Source organism: Serratia sp. ME47, assembly GCF_903970925.1.
Lineage (GTDB): Bacteria > Pseudomonadota > Gammaproteobacteria > Enterobacterales > Enterobacteriaceae > Serratia > Serratia ureilytica.
In genome coordinates this window covers 280,874-302,368 of record NZ_CAJCKE010000002.1, presented here as the reverse complement: position 1 = coordinate 302,368, position 21,495 = coordinate 280,874, and the positions used below count along the sequence as shown (strand labels likewise).

15 protein-coding genes and 1 tRNA gene are annotated in these 21,495 nt (G+C 56.6%); 1 reads left to right on the top strand and 15 read right to left on the bottom strand.

The annotated features are described in order from the left end of the window. Positions 1-6: 6 nt before the first annotated feature. The 15 genes from H7A77_RS03585 to H7A77_RS03515 form a co-directional block, all read right to left on the bottom strand. Positions 7-2,154 (bottom strand): phosphocholine-specific phospholipase C, encoded by a 2,148-nt coding sequence (locus tag H7A77_RS03585; RefSeq protein ID WP_182073833.1) that lies wholly within the window; start codon positions 2,152-2,154, stop codon positions 7-9. A 122-nt stretch (positions 2,155-2,276) separates the two neighbouring features. Then, positions 2,277-3,116, bottom strand: a complete 840-nt coding sequence (queF, locus tag H7A77_RS03580) for an NADPH-dependent 7-cyano-7-deazaguanine reductase QueF (RefSeq protein ID WP_033651311.1) — start codon at positions 3,114-3,116, stop codon at positions 2,277-2,279. Continuing rightward, positions 3,094-3,990: a queuosine precursor transporter gene (locus H7A77_RS03575; RefSeq protein WP_033644642.1), complete on the bottom strand. Its 897-nt coding sequence runs from the start codon at positions 3,988-3,990 to the stop codon at positions 3,094-3,096. The genes queF and H7A77_RS03575 overlap by 23 nt, the downstream gene beginning before the upstream one ends. Next, on the bottom strand, positions 3,991-4,605 hold the full coding sequence (locus H7A77_RS03570) for a helix-turn-helix transcriptional regulator (RefSeq protein ID WP_033644644.1): 615 nt from the start codon (positions 4,603-4,605) through the stop codon (positions 3,991-3,993). 534 nt (positions 4,606-5,139) lie between these two features. Next, positions 5,140-6,441 (bottom strand): cytosine permease, encoded by a 1,302-nt coding sequence (locus H7A77_RS03565; protein ID WP_033644921.1) that lies wholly within the window; start codon positions 6,439-6,441, stop codon positions 5,140-5,142. 20 nt (positions 6,442-6,461) lie between these two features. Beyond that, the gene (locus tag H7A77_RS03560; protein ID WP_033644646.1) at positions 6,462-7,151 is read right to left on the bottom strand and encodes a PAS and helix-turn-helix domain-containing protein; all 690 of its coding nucleotides are present in this window, start codon (positions 7,149-7,151) and stop codon (positions 6,462-6,464) included. A gap of 27 nt (positions 7,152-7,178) precedes the next feature. Then, a complete protein-coding gene (locus tag H7A77_RS03555; RefSeq protein ID WP_182073832.1) occupies positions 7,179-7,589 on the bottom strand; it encodes a GNAT family N-acetyltransferase in 411 nt (136 codons plus the stop codon). A gap of 416 nt (positions 7,590-8,005) precedes the next feature. Further along, positions 8,006-8,920, bottom strand: a complete 915-nt coding sequence (locus H7A77_RS03550) for an alpha/beta hydrolase (protein ID WP_182073831.1) — start codon at positions 8,918-8,920, stop codon at positions 8,006-8,008. A 615-nt stretch (positions 8,921-9,535) separates the two neighbouring features. Continuing rightward, entirely contained in the window at positions 9,536-10,420 is an 885-nt protein-coding gene (locus H7A77_RS03545) for an ATP-grasp fold amidoligase family protein (RefSeq protein ID WP_182073830.1), read from the bottom strand. A gap of 50 nt (positions 10,421-10,470) precedes the next feature. Continuing rightward, entirely contained in the window at positions 10,471-11,766 is a 1,296-nt protein-coding gene (locus H7A77_RS03540) for a lysine N(6)-hydroxylase/L-ornithine N(5)-oxygenase family protein (RefSeq protein WP_089195187.1), read from the bottom strand. A gap of 1,024 nt (positions 11,767-12,790) precedes the next feature. After that, positions 12,791-13,993 carry a lactonase family protein gene (locus H7A77_RS03535; protein ID WP_182073829.1) on the bottom strand — a complete coding sequence of 401 codons (1,203 nt, stop codon included), beginning with the start codon at positions 13,991-13,993 and terminating at the stop codon, positions 12,791-12,793. Between the two features lie 232 nt (positions 13,994-14,225). Continuing rightward, positions 14,226-15,644 (bottom strand): cytochrome c, encoded by a 1,419-nt coding sequence (locus H7A77_RS03530; protein WP_182073828.1) that lies wholly within the window; start codon positions 15,642-15,644, stop codon positions 14,226-14,228. After that, positions 15,641-17,296 carry a GMC family oxidoreductase gene (locus H7A77_RS03525; RefSeq protein ID WP_033651316.1) on the bottom strand — a complete coding sequence of 552 codons (1,656 nt, stop codon included), beginning with the start codon at positions 17,294-17,296 and terminating at the stop codon, positions 15,641-15,643. The genes H7A77_RS03530 and H7A77_RS03525 overlap by 4 nt, the downstream gene beginning before the upstream one ends. A 3-nt stretch (positions 17,297-17,299) precedes the next feature. After that, positions 17,300-17,872: a sorbitol dehydrogenase family protein gene (locus H7A77_RS03520; RefSeq protein ID WP_182073827.1), complete on the bottom strand. Its 573-nt coding sequence runs from the start codon at positions 17,870-17,872 to the stop codon at positions 17,300-17,302. 637 nt (positions 17,873-18,509) lie between these two features. After that, positions 18,510-18,585 (bottom strand) — tRNA-Phe (locus H7A77_RS03515). A 706-nt stretch (positions 18,586-19,291) separates the two neighbouring features. Here H7A77_RS03515 and speF point away from each other — a divergent pair. Next, positions 19,292-21,457 (top strand): ornithine decarboxylase SpeF, encoded by a 2,166-nt coding sequence (gene speF, locus H7A77_RS03510; RefSeq protein WP_072626992.1) that lies wholly within the window; start codon positions 19,292-19,294, stop codon positions 21,455-21,457. Positions 21,458-21,495: the final 38 nt, after the last annotated feature.

Here is a 21,495-nt window from a genome sequence, read left to right as displayed (position 1 = left end):
GATAGGCTACTCCTGGCCCATCAGCGGGTCGCTGACGCTGTGTTCGCCATCCTCCAGTCGGCCCGCCAGGCGGCGCCGCCAGCCTCCTGCGCTGTGCAGCGCAAGATCATACCAACCGCCGCTGGCGCGGGCGTCAAACGTTTGGCGGTGGCTGCCGCCCGCAGGCAGCGTGATGGGCCACGGGCCTTGTTGCATGTAAGGGCAGCGGTCGAGAGTGACCGTCACCGTTTCGGCACCCGGGTTATCCAACTGCAGCAGCAGGCTGCGGCCCGTCGGGCGCAAACGCACTTCCGGCTGCGGCCGGCTCAGCGCGCCGCGCATTTCACGATGAAAACCGTTGGGGCCGAGCAGCCACAGATGGTACTCGTCCTCCGTCTGCCAGTCGTCGCTGACCGCCTTGCCGGCCTCGACGGTATAGCGGCGCGGGATCTGCGTCAGATCTCGCCGGTCGTAGACGTGAAACACCGCCCCTTGCTCGCCGGTATTGAACAGGTTCAGCGTTATGCGCCGCTGCGCGGCCGCGACGCTAGCCTCGACGTGCAGCTGATAGGGCAGTGCGCGAGAAGGGCGCGCCAGGCGGCGTTGGTGTGGCAAACGCTGGCGGGCGGGCGGCGGCAGCGGCACCTGCGGCAGCTGCTCCTGGCGTTGACGCAGACCGTCGGCGGCGTGGCGGCTGGTGGCGGGCAGGCTCGGCAATGCTTCGCCGTTAGGATCGACAAAGTTGAACGCCGAGGTGAGATCGCCACACACCGCGCGGCGCCAGGCGCTGATGTTGGGTTCATGCACCTGAAAGCGCTTTTCCAGGAATTGCAGCACCGAGGTGTGATCGAAGACCTGCGAATTGACCCAGCCGCCGCGGCTCCAGGGCGACAGCACCAGCATCGGCACCCGCGGGCCGGGGCCGTAGATGCGGCCGTCCGGCGGCGGCTGGTCCTGCGAGCCGGGCGGCGCCACGTGCTGGAAGATCTCGGTATCGAACGGCACCGTCGATTTACCGGCGAAGCTGCCGTCTTCGCGCAGCGACGGCGCGGAAGGCGAAGGCATATGATCGAAAAAGCCGTCGTTTTCGTCGTAGTTGACCAGCAGCACGGTTTTACTCCACACCTCCGGGTTGTCGGTCAGCGCGTTGAGGATCTCTTGCGTGAACCAGCCGCCCTGCACCGGGCTGGAGGGATCGGGATGTTCCGAATAGGCCGCCGGCGCGATGATCCAACTGACCTGCGGCAGTTTGCCCTGCTGCACGTCGGTGCGGAATCCGGCCAGCATGGCGTCCAGATCGTTGCCGTCGGCGGCCGGCAGGGTGTTGCCGTTACCTTTGTACAGCGGCGCGGTCGCGTTGAGCTCGTCGCGATAAGGCACGAAGGCGTTGAAGTCTTTTGGCGGCCGAGCCGGGTTGCCCACCTGAATGCTGGCGGCGCGGTATTGGCGAAAGCCCGCCAGCGGGTTGTCGGTAAAGTTGTCCGGCAGGAATTGGTACACCTTCCAACTGACGCCGCTCGCCTCCAGCCGTTCCGGATAGGTGGTCCACCGGTAGCCGATCTCTGCCGGGCCGGGGCTGTCCCATTCGTTGACCACTACCGCCACGTCGGCGGCGGACGGGCCGTTGGTGCCGGTCCAGTGGAACAGCCGATTGGTGTTGGTGCCGGCGTGGATGGAGCAGTGATAGGCATCGCACAGGGTGAAGGCGTTGGCCAGCGCGAACTGGAACGGCAGCTCCTGCTGGCGGTAGTAGCCCATCGAGGCCGGCGTTTTGTAGGTGGGCCAGGCGCTCATGCGGCCGTGATCCCAGGCGGCTTGCTCATCCACCCACGAGTGCGGCGTGCCGGTGACGCGCTGGGCGTTGCCGCGTTTGCTGTCCAGATGGTAGGGCAGCACCAGCCGTTCAGCGCCCTGTTGCTGCCAGACCAGGCGATCGCCGGGCAGTGGAATGGTAAATCGATCGCTGAAGCCGCGCACGCCCGGCAAGGTGCCGAAGTAGTGATCGAAAGAGCGGTTCTCCTGCATCAGGATCACCACGTGTTCGACGTCGCGCAGGGTGCCGGTGCGGTTATTGGCGGGAATGGCCAGCGCTTTGCGAATCGAGGCGGGCAACAGCGAGAACGCCGATCCGATGGCGGCAGCCCGCAGGATGTCTCTGCGAGAAAGGTCAGGCATGCGTCGTTAATCTCCGTCAGTGTGCTTTGAAGATAGCCGCTGACGACGATAATGGCGAAAAATAACAGGGAGATGAAAGCGAGAGAAACAATGCTCCCTGGCGGGAGCATTGGGGATGAGGCTTACTGTCTGATCAGGCGGCCGAGCGTCGGCGCCGTTTCGAAATCGCTGCGGAAGGGGTTGATGTCCAGGCCGCCGCGGCGGGTGTAACGCGCGAACACGCTGAGTTTTTCCGGGCGGCAGCTCTGCTTGATGTCGTTGAAAATGCGCTCGACGCACTGCTCGTGGAATTCGTTGTGCTGGCGGAAGGAGATCAGGTAGCGCAGCAGGCTTTCGCGATCGATTTTGCGGCCTTCATAGCGGATAGCCACGCTGCCCCAGTCCGGCTGGTTGGTGACCAGGCAGTTGGATTTCAGCAGATTGGAAGACAGCGTCTCCGCTACGTGCTCCCCTTGATCGGCCGCGCCGCTCAGGTATTCCGGTTTGAAGGCGAAGTCGTCGACCGCGATATCCAGATCGTCGATGTTGATGCCCGGCAGACGATCGATCTGCGCCGGATAACCTTCCAGACCCGGATAGAGCTTGACGGTGACCTGGCCATTGGCCGCCTGCGACAGATCCTTCTGCATGGCGGCGCTCACCTGTTCCACGCTGTCGAAGCGCGTTTGGTTGAAGCTGTTGAGATACAGCTTGAACGATTTGGATTCGATCAGGTTGGAAGAGGAGTGCGGGAAGGTAAATTCGCCGATGCCCACCACCGGTTTGCCCTTGCCGTTGAGCCACGACAACTCGAAGGCGGTCCACAGATCAAAGCCGCTGAACGGCAGCTGCCGTTCGTCCACGCCGATCAGATCGCGGCCGCGTGCGCGCGGCAAGGCTTCGAGCAATGCGGGAGCATATTGGTCCGGATAATCGGAGTTCGCGCCAAGATGGGTGATCTTATCTTGCTTTTGGATATGCATATTCATTGCCCTTTGCTTGTTCGGTATTGATGTAGCGGTTAAACAGACTGCGGGTGGCGTAAATCGGCCCGACGCCCAGCAGGGCGTAAACCACCTTGATCAGGAACTGAGACAGGATCATGGTTTTGATGATGTCCCAGCTCAGCACGTTGTAGAACGCCAGCGTACAGAACACCACGCTGTCGATGGCCGATGCGATTACGGTGCTGGTGATCACGCGCACGAACAGGTAGCGGGAGTTGGTCAACTCCTTGATCTTGCAAAGCAGATAGGAGTTGACGTTCTCGGAGATCAGATAGGCCGCCGAAGAGGCCACCAGCACCGCCATGATGCTGTGCACGATGCCGTTGTAGGTCTCGCTGTACTCCCACTGTGGAATGCTCGGCACCAGCGTTGTCACCCAGACGCCGAGAACGAAGGTCAGGTTGGCGATGAACGAGATGATGATGGTGCGTCTGGCCAGCCGCAACCCATAGAACTCGTTGAGAATGTCCACCAGGATGAACGTGAGCGGATAGATGAAGATCGCCGGCGGCGTGATGAGATTCAGCACCGGAATTTGGATCGGCTTGACGCCGCACAGCGTCGAGAAGATATAAATCACGCTGAGCGCCACGGTAATAATCAGGTAGGCGTACCAGGAACGTTCATGGCGATCGCTGAGCTCATAGGCGGTTTTTTGTTGATTGTCGCCGTAGAGTTTACGGTACAGCGCCTGCAGCTCGTGCCGGCTCAGATCTTCCGATATTTCGCTGTCGGCCAGCTCATTGAGCCCCATGGTAATGGTTTTGCCGGTGGCCAATACCATGACATTGGCCGCGATGGTGCCATGTCGGGTGAAGCCCAACAGCTTGAACTTCTGATTCGGTTCCATTTATAACCTTTCTCCAACGATATAACCCAGGAATTGCACCGTCTCCTGAAGGCGTTTGTCCATGCTTTCGCTGTCTTTGTCGTCAACCACAAAGAAGCCGCTTTTTCCCGAGTGATACAGCAAAGGTGAATCGCAAATCAGTACCGGCGGACGTTTGATGATAATGACTTCGCCCGGAATGAATGACCCTTTAATTTCGGTCTCTATTTTCATTGCCAACATGTTCGACTCATCGCCGAAGAAATAAGTCAAAGGAAACTCGGTGACCAGTTGCCCGATCTTGCGCTGCGAGACGGCCAGATAGCGCGACTGCGGGATCACAGGAATGGCGGAAGGGTTCTTGTTGCCTTCGGTGGACAACGTTTCGTTGAGCAGCTCCAGTTTTTCCAGATCGTAGTCTTCGATCTCTTCACAGGAGACACCGAAAAAATCTGAAATCCGATTAACGGTGGATTGCTGAACGTTGTTCACTCTTCCATCAAGAATTTTGTATAGGGTAGTGCGCGTCAGGCCGCTGCGGTTGGAAAAGGAAGCCTTGGTTTCACCGCGGGTACGCATTAGATATTCAATATTTTTAATGATGTTGATTTTGCGCTGTGCGTTGGGGGTTTTCATAGGCTGTCCTTACAAACATTACGCTGGCTTCACTATATCTTACGCGTTGGCGTTGTCCAGATAAAAAGGCGCAGGAAATAGGATAACAGACTGATTATTTTCGTTAATTATTGCTTTCTGTCAGCGGCTTGGCGGGGGGCGGGCGACGTGGATGCGGAAGGCGGTTTGGGGAAATGATAAAGCTGTGCAAATCAATTGATTAGCTTTTGCTTATGGAAAAGTGAACACAAAAGCCAATTTTATGTTCACTTTTATGTTGACCAAAGGCGATTTCATGGGCTACTGTTCATGCAAGCTGAAGTTTTTCTTTACGATCAAAACACTGAAGCTAACGACTTTTATAATAAAAAGCTCAGAGGGGGATGTTCCCGCACTCTGAGCATAATGGATAGCTTGCTACCGACACCAGGGACCCTCATCACCACGGCCGTTTGTCTGCGCGATCGGCCTATTCCTTTGCGCTGAACTCCGCACTTTGCGAGCAATAAAACACTCCCCCATCATCGGAGGAGTGCGTTAACGCCTGTGCGAAAATCAGAGCGACTTCTGCGAGGCCAGGGGTTTTTGCGCCCGACTGAAGGCCAGTTTGAGCACCCAATACAGCAGGCTGGCGGCCACCAGTGAGTTGATGGTCGGTACGCCCCATTCGGTCGCCAGGCCAACGGCGCCGCCGGCGATGCTGGCGACGATCGCCGCCCAGCCGATGGTTGGGGTTTCGTTCGGCAACTGGCCCGTACGGCGGCTCTCGTCCAGGATTTTGCGGTGGCTGCGCAGCAGGTAATAGTCCACCAGCATGATGCCGATAATGGGCGGGAAGACCACGCCAAGCACCGTCAGGAAGTCGACGAAGCGGTCGAGAATGCCCAGCACCGACAGCGTGGTGCCCAGAATACCGATCGCCAACGTGGTGTAGGTGTACTTCAGCTTTTTGCCGGTGATGCCTTCCACCGCGTTGACGATGCCCAGCGAAGAGGAGTACAGGTTGAGATCGTTGACGCGCAGGGTGGAAAACACCACCACCAGCAAACCGGCGCCGCCGGCCGCTTGCGACATGATGGTGACCACATCCGCAGTGCCCAGGGTTTTGGCGATCAGGATAGCCAGGCCATTCACCACGAACTCGCCGGCGACGATGGTGAAGATCGTAACGCCGAGCACGTGTTTGCCGTTTTTGGAGTAACGGGTCAGATCGGGCGTCATCAGGCTGGCCACGATGGCGCCGCCGACGACGATGGTGATGCCGGCGCTGATGGTCAATGGTTCACCCGGCGGCGCCAGCTGGATGATCTCCTGCAGGTTATGGCCGGAAAGCGCGGTCACTGAAATATAGGCCACCAGCATAATGAACATCGGCACCGCGATACGGGCGGCGATGCGCAACGCCTTGAAGCCGAATGCCACCAGGATGGTCAACAGCGTGCCCGAGAGCCCGGCGGCCAGGCCAAAGCCCAGCTTATTGCCGAGCGCGAAATCGAGCGACTTGGCGAAAATGGCGTTTTGAATGCCGAACCAACCCAGCAGGCTGACGGCCACGACCACGCCGATCAGCACCGAGCCCAGGCGGCCAAAGCCGCACCAGCGCGCCAGCAGGCTGCCAGAAATCCCTTCGCGCATGCCCGCCATCCCAAGCCCATAGGTCACCACGCCGAAGATCAGGCTGCCGACGAAAATGGCGGTGAAGGCGTCAATCAGCGTCATGGAGTTGCCGAGCACGGCGCCGAGCATGAACTGGTCCAACGCGGTCAGCATGCCCATATGCACGATGGCCACGCTTAAAAACGAGACTCTTTTATCCTGCGGCACCCGGGTGAGCGGATAATCTTCGATCTTTATCACGGTGAGATCTTCCTTGCGGTTCAAATAAACTGAATGCCCTTGGTTATCAGGCGATCGGGAATGTAGTTATCCAGGTTGGCGTATTTGCAATACTCCTCAAACTGTTGCTGAGTATGCACGTTGGCCTTCTGGTAAATATTATAAATGCGGTTTTCGATGGTCTTATTGCTGACGTTATAGATTTTGGCGATCTCTTTCACCGTAAATCGCTGCAGCATAAGGAAAATGACATCGAGCTCGGCGCGGGTGAACAGCTCGTTGTTAACTTCGGTGGTCAAGATGCTGGGTTTTTGCTGATTGATGTATTTCAGCGGCGACAGGCTGTTCATCGGCTTGGCGTTCCAGATCACGCCGATCACCTGTTTGTCATCGTTGTAGACCGGCAGCTTTTCGCTGATAAACGGCGTCAGGCTGTCCTTGCCATACCAGTAGTGCGTCTCGATGACCGTGACCCGATCGCGCGCCGCTTCGGTCATCTTGTCATGCTCGATAAAGTCGGCGGCGGAATCGGCCCAGTCGGCGGGGAATTCGTGGTCATATTTTCCGGCGACGTCGAAATTCAGCGGCGTATTGGTATAGAGATAAGCGGCGCGGTTCATATAGAGGTGGCGGGACAGCTGGTCTTTGATGCCCCAGGGCTCGCTCAGGTGCTCCATCATGGTGATGAGGCCCTTGAAATAAGATTCATTATTTTTATGCGATGAACCCATACCCACCTCTGCGCCGCTCAGGCCGCGTTACAGGCTTTTAGCCAGGTAATGGCGGGTATGGCGATGCGCATAGTCACCCAGCTCGCCATAGACCCGGTAGCCCAGTTTTTCGTAGAAGCCTCTGGCCTGGAAATCGAAGGTATCGACGTAGGCCATATGGCAACCGCGCTTGCGGGCTTCTTCTTCGGCCAGCTGCATCAGTTGGCGACCGTAACCGCTTTTGCGGCATTGATCGCCGACCCAAAGATACTGTACTTCCAGGCCGCCCCACCAGGTACGTGCGACCAGACCGCCGACGATCTGCTGGTTGTCGTCGGTGACGGTCAGGAACAGCGGGTGAATGTCTACGGGCTGGGTTTTATGGTTGTGCGCCCAGAGGCTGTCGATAACGAACTCTTCATCCTGCGGGTTGGGTGTGTCGGTGATATTAATATTCATTTTTAATATAATTCCCTGATTTAATTATTCAAATCTGAACTAGACGCTTTCGCCCCAACCGCTTCTATTATCACTTTTATTAATGTATTTCAAGGGTGGTTTTCACCCTTTTCCGCCGTGCAGGCGGGCGCTTATAGTAAGCATCACAGGGTGAAGAAAATAGCGAAACAGGCAGTATTAAAACGCTGAAATGCCCTGCCAACACCATCTTTTCCTACTTGCGCCTCACCAGGGCCCCACCGGGAAAACTGCAGTACTGTACGGCTCCACCGGATAGAGCAAGCTAACTTGCCGACGGGGGAGCCACTTTGTTTTTGCGCATCCGTTCCGCGATGACTGCGCGCTGTCTCAGATATTAAACGCTCTTCTTATCAGAAGATATGAGCCGCCGATGAAAATGCGGTCGATACCCTCCTTTAGTCTTCATATGCCACGCTGCTCAGTGCCGGCTCGATGGCGGCACCCAGCATGGCGCCGTGTCCCAAGCCGGGCCACTCCCGATAGCCGACGGTAAGACCGTCGAGCTTTGCCAGGCGTTCCGCCAGCATTTGCGCCGCGTTCGCCGGCAGTGCAGGGCTCTTCACGCCGGGCGGGGCCGCGCGTTCGCGCTCCGCCAGACCCACCCACAACTGCAGCCTTGCCGCCGGCGTCGGATGCCGTTCCGCCCACTGCTGCGCCTCTTGCAGGATCATGCCGTTGCCCCACCACAGCGAGGGTTCCACGGCGATATAATGCTGGAAGGCGGCGGGATGGGCGAATAACGTATGCAGAACGAAGAGCCCGCCGTAGGAATGGCCCCATAGCGTTTGCCGCTGCTGATCGACCGCCAGTTTGGCGGCGATCGCCGGTTTGATCCGCGTTTCAATCAATTGCAGGAAGGCCTCCGCGCCCCCGCCCGCCTGCGGCGGTTTCTTCATGCCCGTCGGCAGAGGCAGCGTATAGTCGTAGGCGCGGCCGGCGGCATCGATGCGCAGATCGTTGTCATAGCCGATCATCACCAGCACCGGTGGCCGCTTCGCCGTCGCCAATCTGGCCAGTAAGCTGGCGTTCAGCTCCATCAGCACCGCATTGCCGTCGAGGAAATAAATCGTCGGATAGCCGTCAGGCGCAGGCGCCCGACGCGGCTGGGCGATACGGACGCGGTAACGCCGTTGACCATCGGCGGAGGTGAAGCGCAGATCGCTGAAGCGGTAATCCGCAGAGTCGCTATCGGCGACGGTCACGCCGATCCTGCGTTCCAGATCGGGCCTGGCCTGCACGGCAGTCGGCAACCAAAAGCCGATGGCGAGCGCCAGAAGCGTGCAGATAAAATGCCGGTGAGACAATAACATGCGGGGCAGCGTCCTCGAAAAAGGCCGATATTAGCATCGGTACGCGCCCAGTAAAAACCTCTCCTTCGGGCGGGTATTTCAGTGGCGAAGTGCGGCCGGGATCAGGCGGTGGCCGCCTGATGCTTCGCAGGGTTAATAGCAACTCATTGTTATTATTGGCAAGTCAGGAATAAGAAGGGTTAAGATTAATTAGAAATGATTATGTTTTTTGGGAGGGGATAATCTGCTGATGGGTGCAAAAACACTCAATCATCAATGGGTGTTAGCGAAAAAAAAGCCCTATAAAATAGGGCAAAGACACACAACAACACCAGGGAAACTTTCCGGTATCTTATATTATAGCTTCCTATACATATAGAACATTTTATTATAAATATGTAAACGATTCTTATTAATGTTCTAATGCCATTGTTTTTCAAGGGGTTATGTCGCCCAAAGGGGAACGTTCCCGATGGCGGTGCAAGCCACTCCGCAGTGGATAAAGCGCAGGCGTCGGGGCGGTGCCGGCCCGCCGCCCCACAGTGAGATGCCGGCGGGCGGCCTGCGAAAACGCCGGCCGGTATCTCCTGTTTGATGGATGCGCAGGGGAATTGCGCCGCCTTTTGTTGATGATAATCAGTGCTGTTGCAGCGTCAGCATCTTGCCAAGCAAAACATCGGTCGGTGGCAGAATATCCGTATCCAGCCCGGCCGAGGGGGTAAAGGTCAGCTCACCGAAAATGATTTGGCCCTGAGAGATGTAGAAATCAACGCGCACGAACTCGAAGGGCGCCGACAAGCGAGCGGCATACTCAAACAGCTCATCGTATCCCTCCGGTTTCACGAAGGCGTCTATCTCCTCCTGGCTCAACGCCAGGCAGTCCTCGCTATAGCAAAGGAACTTGAAATCTTTGTCGAAGAAGTAATATTTCGGCGTCCCGGTATCCCTGCCGACGCACAGCAAGGTGCAGTAAGGCACGCCGCGAAAACAATAAATTTTGTAGTCTTCAGGCCCGTGACCATTGGCCGATTCGATATACTTTTCTCCAATGATCTTTTTTTGTATCCCTTTGTAGTTGAGTTCTACATAGGTTTTCCAGTAATCGTCTTTCATCCAGCCATCGATCAGCTGGGAGGCGCTTTTAATGTTCAACGATTGTTTATTCTGGCAAATTAAATTATATCCTGAGCCGTGATTTCCCTTGATGACAAATTTCTCAGGCAGCGTTTCCCATGGGATCTCCTGTACCGAATCACAGGCAAAGTACAGCTCATTAAGGATCTCTTCACATCCTTGTGCCTTGATGTACTCTCTAACCGCATATTTATCTGCGCATTGAGTGACTAAGGCATTTTTACTGTAGTCATTCAACTTAAGGTGATTGATTTTTTCATTCCAGGTCGATGGCGCCTGCAAGTTCAGCGGTTTGCCAAATGCCCTTTTGTAGATCAATCTGGCCTTGAATTCGGGGGCCAATACGGCCAATTGATTCATAATGAACTTATTTATTTGTCTTTTCATATACGTAATTCCATCAAAGCATAGTGACAATGATTAAGACGTTCTTGTACTTAAAACGCGGGTGGCGCGCCTTCACTGCGCCATTGAATGGCTGTCGGTGTTGTTCCCAGATCAAATGGCTGGTGGTCTAACGCCCGATTAAGAATGCGGGCCGAACGCCACGCCATCAGGCTCAGCTGCGGATCGGCGATGCCGTGATTGTGCATACTGGCGTTCATCGCAAATAAGCAGTTCTCCGCCGGGCCTTCCCACTCAAAGGTAAAGTCCGGGGCTATGCGGTACTCGCCGTCCGCCGTGGTCAACAGTCGGTGGGCCAGAGGCGCAAGGAACTCAGGCGTCGCCGATTGATAACCGGTAGCAAAGATCACCACGTCCGCCTTGAAGGTTTCCTCGCCGTGATCGAGATGATGACGCGTTTCGAGTTGGTAGGCGTTATCCAGCGTGTGTTTTACGGCCGTCAGCGAACGGCTGGGCAGCAGGCGCACCCATAATTTCTCGCGCAGTACGTCGAAGCGGTGGTACATGGCGCGATAGATGGCCAGCAGCGACTCGCTGGTGATGCCGTCTGAGGTCATCTTTTGTTCGGCCAGCATATGCCGCTTGGCCGCGCTGTCCAGTGAGTAGAAACTCTCGACGTAATCTGGCGTGAAATATTCATTGGCAAAGGCCGCCTCATCAAGCGCGTTGTAATTGTTGCGCCGCGATATCCAGTCGAGTTGTTCCGGCTGCCCCCATTCCCCTTTAAAAATATTCAGGAACAGATCGGCGCCGCTCTGGCCGCCGCCGACGATCGCCACGCGTTTGCCTGCCAGATTAGGGTTGCGCAGCATCATTTCGCTGGCGTGGAAACAGCGATCGTTTTGCGCCGTCACGCAATCCGGTAACTTTATTTTCTTGCCAATACCGATACTTACGTGTCTGGCGTGGAAGACCTCCCGTGAGGTGGTCACCACGAACTGGCGTTGCCGATCGTCAAACTCGACTCGCTGAACGTCTTGATTGAACGCCAACGATCCCATCCCGCTTGCGGCCCAGGTGAGGTAATCGGCGAACTCTTCACGCGATGCGGTACGCTGTTCGGTCGTCAGGAAACGGTAGAATTTTCGGTTTTTTACCAGATAGTTGAGAAAGCTGTAGGGATTGGTTGGGGCAACCGCGCTCACCAAATCCTTTAAAAAGTTGGTTTGCATGTTGCAGTCAGCCAAAATCATGCCCGGGTGCCAGGAGAAATGAGGTTTGCGCTCAAGGAATTGCCCCGTAAATCCCTCGATTTCGCTCCCTAAGGCCGCCAGGCTAAGATTCGACGGGCCAAGGCCAATACCGATGATATCGAAACGCTGATTCATTAATAAGCTCCAGTATAATGAGAATAATACCCAGAAATACGGCTGCAAAGGGGTTGGCTTATAGCAACCAGGCTGCCTTTTTCTTATAAGTAAACGACATGAATTAAAAATAATTAAAAGATATGCGGGTTAAAAATGCGTCATTTTTAAATGCCCGTTTAGAATTCGGTAGCACATCAGGTAAAGGCTACGGGTGTATTTCTTTCCATGAAAGTCCCTGCGAAAGCGTGCGTATGTGTTTAATTAATATTCTTAAGCAATAATCTTAGAAACCGCGTTCATCATTCCATGTAAACGACACTCCGCAAAGAGGATAAGCCGCATGGGATTGGCATCGACTATTGACTGTTAACGTGTATACGCCGTTCTGCGTTCGGCTTGTGTTTCTTGAATCAGGTATTCGCTGCTTAGAATAGCGTTAAAAGGGATTCTGGGAAGGTGAAATAACATGATATTAGGCATTGAGCGCTTTTTGAAAAGATGAAATTAAAGTGAAATTATGAAATTAGGCCGTTTTGATGGTATTTTTATCATTGTATTCAATGTGTTATTATCTTTTGGATGCGAGAGCTATTGCGTCTGGGCGGCATGGGGGTATCCGCTTTCACATCGGCCAATGCGCCCAGTTTTGTTGTTTGCGGGCCTGTATGGCGGGAAATTATCCCTATATGCATTAATTTCAATGAGTGAATGTTCATGTTATATACAGAGGCGCCTGTTGACGTTGGAAAAGCGCCAATTAAAAACCGATTGGCCGACAGTTCGACGTTTAGGTTCGTTTAGGTTCAGCGACGGCGTGACGTGCAAGGATATCCGTGTGCCGCCGGAACTTGCCTGAATGTAGCCGCCATTATATCAACCCGGTTTGAATTGTTTTGGCGTTTCTCTTTTATAATTCCTTTGCCGCTGATGATGATTCTCATTACCTGAGCGTTAAACGCCATGGGAATGGGGTAAAGTATGGCGCTCGTGGGCAAGAGAATCGATGTTGGCGCTGCGACAAACGGATTGCCGCAGCAATAATTTACTCGTGGATAAATTTAACGTCAGTTGGCGTACCTATCTGGACGCTCACGCCGTTGCCATATAATTCGCCGGTATCCAGATCGCGTTGTAATACGGTAACGTTATTACTAAACACATTGGCGACTAGCAAAAACTTTCCGCTTTTATCGAAGGCGAAAGCGCGCGGTTCGATTCCGCCGGAAAGCGTGCGGCCAATCAGCGTGAGTTTGCCATTCTCCGGGTTAATTTTATAACCCACGATTTCGTTGGTTTTTTGGCGATTGCTCGCATAGAGGTATTTTCCGTCAGGGGAAAACGCCAGCCCGCCGCCGCCCTTTGCATCCGCGCGGGTGCTTTCCGTCAGCGCTAATGTCTGGATGTTCTCCAACCGATCGTTATTAATCTGGTAGGCAAAAATATTCGCCGACATTTCGCTGATCACGTAGGCGAATCTGCCATTTGCGGAAAAGATCATATGTCGCGGGCCGGTGCCCGGCGGAAACGACAAATCGTAATCCGGCGCGAGCCTGAACGGCGCGGCCTTATTTGCCGCGTCGTAGAAGAAGGCATGAATGATGTCGCCGCCCAAATCGGCGGCGTACATCATGCGCCCGTCGGGGGTGAAGTTGACGGAGTGAATATGGGCGCTGGCTTGCCGCTCGGCAACGGCCTCTGAGCCCTTGGTGAAGGGAAAGCGCTGCAGCACCTCGCCGAGTTCACCGTTCTGGAGAATGGGGGCCACGATGACGCTGGCATGCCCGGGGGCGTTGGAGTAATTGGCGGCCAATAAGTAGCGCCCGTCTGGACTGATGGCGGCATGCGTCGGCTCTTGTCCCTGCGAGTCGATGCCGCTGATGCGTTGCGGGTCGCCGTCTTTGCCGAGCCTGAGCGTGCTGATTTGGCCTTGCTGAGTTTCATTGGTGGTATAGGCAAATTGGCGATTTTTGCTCAGAACTATCCAGGAAGGGCTGTCCATTTTTATGCGATTCAATGGCAGCAGGCTGCCGTCTTCGTTGAGCGCCAACCGATACATCCCCTGGCTGGGATAAACGGGCGGCTGAACCCGATCGCCGTCTCTTTCCCCTGTCCAGGTGCCAATCAAAACGATTTGCGCGGTGCTGCCCGGCTGCGGCTGCGGGGGAGCGGCCTGGGTGATCCAGGCCGGCAATAATAAAGACAGAAAGGAAAACTTGGCGATGCTGGGGAACGTTGCGTTTTTCATGGTCGGGCTCCTGGCGTGATTGACTGTGTTTTGTGACCGAGGCGAACGGTGTACAGGGTTTATCGTCGTAGCGAGGCACCGCCCAGAATGAACAGGCAGACATAACCAAAATAGTGCAAAACGCCGGCGGGGCCTATTTTTAGCACATCATTGGCGTATGGCATCAGAGCCTTGCGCGCCGACAGACAAGCTCCCTGCGGCCGCCAGCGTAGGGAGCTTTAATTGGCGTGAATCACGCGCCGCGGCGTTTGCGCACCCGCCACGCGATGGCGGCCAGTAGCGCCAGCGCGCCGCCGCCCAACCCCGGTGCCATATAGGGCTGCATCTCGGCCAGCAAGGGCGCCGGGCCCCCTCGTCTGAGGATCGCAACGTCTTCGGCGGTGACATGCGCCGCGGGGTTGCCGTAATGTTGCAAGACATAGTTGCCGATCGCCGCAATCTGTTGGTCGTTCAAGGGATTGACATAGGATTGCGGGCCGAAATTCGGCATCAGGATATGTTGATCCCCGACGCGGCGCTCGACGCCGAACAAAATGGCCGAGATCAGATTGGAGGGATTGCGCGAGCCCGTCGCCGTGTTGTTGAACAGCGATGGATAGGCCTGGTTTTGACTGCCGCTGCCGTCGGGTTGGTGGCAGCTGGCGCAGTTGCCGCTAAACAAGGCGGCGCCGTCAATCACCGTCTCGTTGGCGGTCGGCGGATGCGCGCCGCGCAGCTCGGGTTCAACGTTGAACGGCTTGCCAAAGCTGTCTGCCGGCCGCGTATCGCGTCGATCTCTGATCGGCGGACTGTTTTTCAGGTAAGCGGCAATCGCGGCCAGATCGTCGTCCGACAAATATTGCAGGCTGTTTTCTATCGCTTCCGCCATGCCCCCCGCCGCCTGGTTTTTTCCCGCCGCGCGCCCGGTTTTCAAATACTGGATTAGCTCAGCCTGGCTCCATCCGCCAATGCCGCTGATCGGGTCGGAAGTAATATTGGGCGCATACCAACTGCCGACCATGGCGCCGGAAAGCGGTTGCCCGCTGTATTCAGCCAGTAACACGTTGCGCGGCGTATGGCAGGTATCGCAGTGTCCAGGGCCGTTGACCAGGTAGGCGCCGCGGTTCCATTGCGCATCTTCGCTGCTGTCGGCGCTGAAATGCCCCTCTTCCAGAAACAAACTGTTCCAGGCCGGCATGATAAAGCGCAGGTTAAAGGGGAAGGGCAGTTCGGTTCGCCTGTTGTGCTGAACGACGGGGGCGACGCCGTTCATAAAGTAGGCGTACAGCGCGTGAATGTCCTCGTCGTTCAATTTGACGTATGACGTATAAGGCATTGCCGGGTACAGCGGGGTGCCGTCCACGCGAATGCCTTCACGCACGGCGCGGGCGAATTGCGCTTCGCTGTAGCGGCCAATGCCGGTTTCCTTGTCGGGGGTGATGTTGGTGGTGTAAATCACGCCTACCGGCGTGGCGATGCTGTAACCGCCGGCAAATCGCTCGCCGCCTCCCGTTTGGGTGTGGCAGGCCTGGCAGTCCGCCGCCACCGCGAGCCGCTCGCCTTTTTCAATCAGCTCGGCGCTGAAATACGGTCCTTCGTCGGCGGCGAACGCCGAGCCGCCGCCCGCCGCGAGGAGCAGCGCCAGCCAGGCTATCCTTGCAGGTTTTCTCATGATTTCACCGCCAGTTTGCGGGCAATATCGTCCGCCGCTTTAAGGCCCAGGGCCGCCATCGTCAGCGTGCTGTTCACCACGCTGGCTGAAGGGATGGCGCCACCGCCGGGCAGCCACAGGTTCGGATGATCGTGCGCACGGCAATCGCCGTTCACCACGGAATTTTTCTCATCGTTGCCCATGATGGTGCCGCCCATAATGTGATTATTGGCATTCAGGCTGGTGGTGATGGTGAATTCATCGGCATCAAACAATTGGCCAATATGCTTGAGCTGCCGGTGCGCCGCTTCAGCCCCTTTTCGCACATAGTCCCCCACGTCATAGTAAATGTCCGGGCAAGGCAAACCGTGGGCGTCTTTGCGCGTTGCGCTCAACGTCAGACGGTTATTGGGATCGGGCAGCGGTTCCAGACTGATGGACAAATCGACGCCGTGCGCCGCGCGGCGGCGGATCTCGTCATCCAGCGCTTTCCCCACCAGGCCCTGCGCCAGGGCCTGACGCGTAGCCGGCAAAACGCGGTTGATGTTATTGAGGATCATCTTGTTGGCTGAGTAATGCTTGCGGAAATCCCCATCGCGCGGGCCGACCAAACAGCTGCTCTGCGCCGGGCCGCGTCCTGGCCACAGCGGCTCTTTCGCCAGGAAGGTGCAGTGAAAGCCGGAGTGATCCATCATATTGCGGCCAACCTGATCGGAGCTGTTGGCGATCCCATTCGGGTTTTGCGCATTGGCGGCCATCAACAGCAGGCGCGGGGTTTCGATGCCATTGCATGCCAGGACGAACGCGCTGGCGCTGGCTTTGTGCGACCGCTTTTGGTTGTCCAGCCAATGCACGGCGGTAACCTGATTTTGCCCATCGGTATCGATTTTGTACGCCACCGCTTCCGCCAGCACGAGCGCTCCTTTCATTTCGGCGCGTTCGATGTGATGGATGCCGTTATACATGGCGCCAATCGGGCAGATAGGTTGGCAGTTATTGTTGCCGCAGCAGGTGGGCCGCCCCTGCCATGGTCGCGTGCTGCGCCCTTGGGGGATCGGTACGGAGCGGTAACCGTGCGGGTTGACCACTTCGGCGAAGCGCGTATCTCCGTGGGCCCAGGGCACCATATCCATGGGATAAGGCTTGCTGCGCGCTGAAGGCGACTGTTTGGCCGGATCGTTTGGGCCGGCGACGCCAATCGCCTCCTCCGCGCGGCAGTAGTAGGGCTCCAGATCGTCATAGGCGATGGGCCAGTCGCGGCCAACCCCGTACAGCGTTTTCATTTTGAAATCGTTTGGCAGATGGCGCCAGCAGGAGGCCGCCCAGTGCCAGGTTGTGCCGCCCACGGTGCGTAAATAGCCCTGCTTAAAGCTGTCCGCGCTTGGGCCACTTAACGCGACATAATCGTTTGGCGGAAAATAGAGCGGCGCGGTGGCGTAGGCTGATTGCGGGTACAAGCCTTGAAAATCGGAGCCCGCACGGTTATCAAACGGCATATTGCGCCAGTTTTCGACGGCCTGCGCGCGATCGATACGCAGGCCCGCCTCCAATACCAGCACGGAATAGCCTTGGCCGGCCAACTGGTCCGCCATCATGCCGCCGACGATCCCCGAGCCGACGATGACAATATCGGCCGAGGCATCGCCATCAGCCGTGAATACCGGTTTTTTCATGATTCAGCTCTCAGAGGGCAGTAAGGCGTTAACCTCAGGCGGGGCGGCGGTCCACCAAAGCGGGCCGTTGCCGCAATAGGTGGGCACAATCAAGGCGTCTTTAACCGGGCGATACATCAGGGCATCTTTATAAGCGATGAGACTGGCGTTTGCCCCCTGGCCCACGGTACCGGTATACCAGGCGGTGACGATGGCCGAGACCAATGCCGAGAGCCCCAGTTGGCCGGCGATTTGCTGAAGTTGCCCGGCGCTTTGTCCGGCCTTCACGCGTGCGCTTAATCGCTCAACCTGTGATGAGAATTGCGGGTTTGCGAGGCTCAACGCAGTGAAAATACGAGCCGAAAGGCCAGGGTCAATATCCTGACGTTCTGTCAATTGCCGGGAGAGCGCGAAGAAACGGGCAAAAAGCAGGGGGTTTTGCGCGGCGGTATGCTGTTCCGCCAGCGTGAGGAATGGGGCGCCGGCCAATGCGGTGGCGACAAGCGTTGACGCCAGGCCGAGCAAGACATTTCTGCGGCTGACGCCCTTGCCATGTTGATCCGGCTGTTCGCCATTGTCTGATAAACCATATTCCATATGTTTTTTCTCAACGGGTGTTTAATGCCAGAGCCAAAAAAGGCCAAAATATCAGTGGGTGAGCAGGCTAAATTAAGCGTTCTATTACGGTGATATGACGATCTTCACCGATGTGATGTTTTAAGAACGCCTGTCGGTAAATTAGCAGCGGCAACGGACGGTATTTATCAAAAAATCACAAGGTGAGTGCCGACCGCATTTTTGGTTTATTTTTAATAACGGCAGGGAATTATGTGGCGGAGTTCTTTTTAATTGATTGTTATTTAATGTTTTTATCGGTTTTTGGCTGTGGGTTTTTATCAGGCGCAGAATGAAAACATTAATGGCATTGTTGCGTAACCCGTGTTTGCGTATTAATTCAAATGACGGCGAAAATAAGTAAGGTCGGGTTATGGCGCAAATGGAAATAATACAGTGTCGTAAACACAGGGCAGGGGGCGGGCATCAATTAAGACTGCGAATATAAAGGCCGAGATTTAGGTTAAAGAGATAGGAACAGGAGGACTTCTGCTCGGTATTCAAGGTCTCAGCGCTGGCCCGCAGGGTGAGGCCCTTGGCCGAATAATCGAACGCAGTTCGATGGAGAGTCCTGTCCCTGAAAAGCAAAAACCCAGCCATAGGCTGGGTTCTCTAAATATGGTGCCCGGACTCGGAATCGAACCAAGGACACGGGGATTTTCAATCCCCTGCTCTACCGACTGAGCTATCCGGGCAACGGGGCGCATTAAACCGTATTGGCCGGATGGCGTCAATCGCTTTCTGTCACAAAGCCGATCGGTTGCTCTATTTTCAGGCAGCGAACCCGAAGCGCTAGAGCCTGTGGCGATATCGCCACCCAATAAATATGCATAAAAAACGTGTATTTATACCACTTTGTCAATATTGTTTTTTATTTTTGTTGTTAAATAACAATGCATTACATTTGCATTAACGCAAGCTCAACCCAGAGGATTCTCGCTTGAACCTCGTAACGAATCATGCAATCATTGCGCAAATTTTAGCACTCTCCGTTCCCTGACGGTGTTCCCGCTTCTTATAAGTCAGAGGGTTATTGGCATGACTGGTTTTGTCGCTCAAGCGCTGTCGCGCACCAGATCTCTGACGCCGCCACCGTTCCGTCTTTGCTTGCTCCGAACGCCATCCGTCCGAATACGCCTGCCGATCATGCGGTAAGGCCGCCTGATGCTCGCTGTTAGGCATGCGTAAAGCCAGCGCTGCGGCCCTGATTTTACTGATGCCTGTCGGACGCTGCCAAGACCAGTTCCCCCCGATAGCTGCCTGATGGTCCCCGATCATGAGGCGGTCACGCACGCCGCTTATGCTGCCGTGCCCGGGTATCGCTTTTACCGGGATAACCGCGTTATCTCATTACCGTGCCGGTGGCACACCCTCATCCTTCACCGTTTGAGAGTCAGCATGATGAAAGAATTGAAAATCGCAACCAGCGCCAGCCTGGTCGCCACCATTGAGACGCTGCGCCAGATCGTGCGCGTAGAGCAGACGGACTACACCGACGTGGCGGCGGTGGTGGTGTCGGTCGCCGACGTGGACGCCGGCATTCTGGCGCGCTTGCAGGCGACGGGGTTCGATATTCCGACCTTCGTGGCGGTGGAAGGGGACGAGCATCTTTCCCCGGATTATCTGCCGTTTGTCAGCGGGGTCTTCGCGCTGCTGGCCGGCGCCAGCAAGCCATTCTACATGGCGCAGTTGGAGGCAGCCGCCGACGCCTACGAGCAAGCGCTGCTGCCGCCGTTCTTCAAAACGCTGAAGACCTACGTCGAGATGGAGAATTCGACCTTTGCGTGTCCAGGCCATCAGGGCGGCGAGTTCTTCCGCAAGCACCCGGCCGGCCGGCAGTTTTTCGATTTCTACGGTGAAACTCTTTTCCGTTCCGATATGTGCAACGCAGACGTCAAGCTGGGCGATCTGCTGATCCACGAAGGCTCGGCCAAGGATGCGCAAAAGCATGCGGCGCGGGTGTTCAACGCTGATAAAACCTACTTCGTGCTCAACGGCACCTCGGCGGCCAACAAGGTGGTGACCAACGCGCTGCTGACCCGTGGCGATCTGGTGCTGTTCGATCGCAACAACCACAAATCCAATCACCACGGGGCGCTGATCCAGGCCGGCGCCACGCCGGTGTATCTGGAAACCGCCCGCAACCCGTTCGGCTTTATCGGCGGCATCGATGCGCGCTGCTTCGACGAGCGCTACCTGCGCGAGCAGATCCGCGAGGTGGCGCCGGAGAAGGCCGCGGCGGCGCGGCCGTTCCGGCTGGCGATCATTCAGCTTGGCACCTACGACGGCACGATTTACAACGCTCGCCAGGTGATCGACACCATCGGCCACCTATGCGATTACATCCTGTTCGACTCCGCCTGGGTGGGCTACGAAGGTTTTATCCCGATGCTGAAAGAGTGTTCGCCGCTGCTGCTTGAGCTGGACGAGCACGATCCGGGCATCTTCGTCACCCAGTCGGTGCATAAACAGCAGGCGGGGTTCTCGCAGACGTCGCAGATCCATAAGAAAGACGACCACATCAAAGGGCAAAAGCGCCACTGCAACCACAAGCACCTGAACAACGCATTCATGCTGCATGCGTCGACCAGCCCGTTCTATCCGCTGTTCGCCGCGCTGGACGTCAACGCCAAGATGCATGCCGGCCCCGCCGGGCGCCGCATGTGGATGGACTGCGTCAAGCTGGGCATCGAGACGCGCAAACAGCTGCTCACGCGCTGCTCGCAGCTGAAGCCGTTTATTCCGCTGCAGGTGGCGGGCAAGGACTGGCAGGATTACGATACCGATCTGATCGCCAACGACGCGCGCTTCTTCACCTTCGTGCCGGGGGAGACGTGGCACGGCTTCGAAGGCTATGCCCAGGATCAGTATCTGGTGGATCCGTGCAAGCTGCTGCTGACCACGCCGGGGATTGACGCCGCGACCGGCCAATACACCGAGTTCGGCGTGCCGGCCACCATTCTGGCCAACTTCCTGCGCGAGAACGGCATCGTGCCGGAGAAGTGCGATCTCAACTCGATCCTGTTCCTGCTGACCCCGGCGGAGAACCCGGCCAAGATGGAACAGCTGGTGGAGATGCTGGCGCAGTTCGAACGCTATGTCGAAGAGGATGCGCCGCTGAGCGTGGTGCTGCCGACGGTGTACCGCAAGAACGAGCAGCGTTACCGCGGCTACAGCATTCGTCGGCTGTGCCAGGAGATGCACGATCTGTACGTCAGCTTTGACGTTAAGCAGCTGCAAAAGGAGATGTTCCGTCAGGATCATTTCCCGCCGGTGGTGATGAACCCGCAGGACGCCAACGTGGAGTTTATCCGCGACAACGTCGAGCTGGTGCCGATCGGCCAGGCGGAAGGGCGCATCGCGGCGGAAGGGGCCCTGCCGTATCCGCCGGGCGTGCTGTGCGTGGTGCCGGGCGAAGTGTGGGGCGGCGCGGTGCAGCGCTACTTCCTGGCGCTCGAGGAGGGCATCAACCGCCTGCCGGGCTTCTCGCCGGAGCTGCAGGGGGTCTACATCGAGAAAAAAGATCACGGCTGGAAGCGCATCTTCGGCTATATGATCAAGCCATGAAAAAAGGGCCGGTTCGCACCGGCCCTTCTTCTATCCAC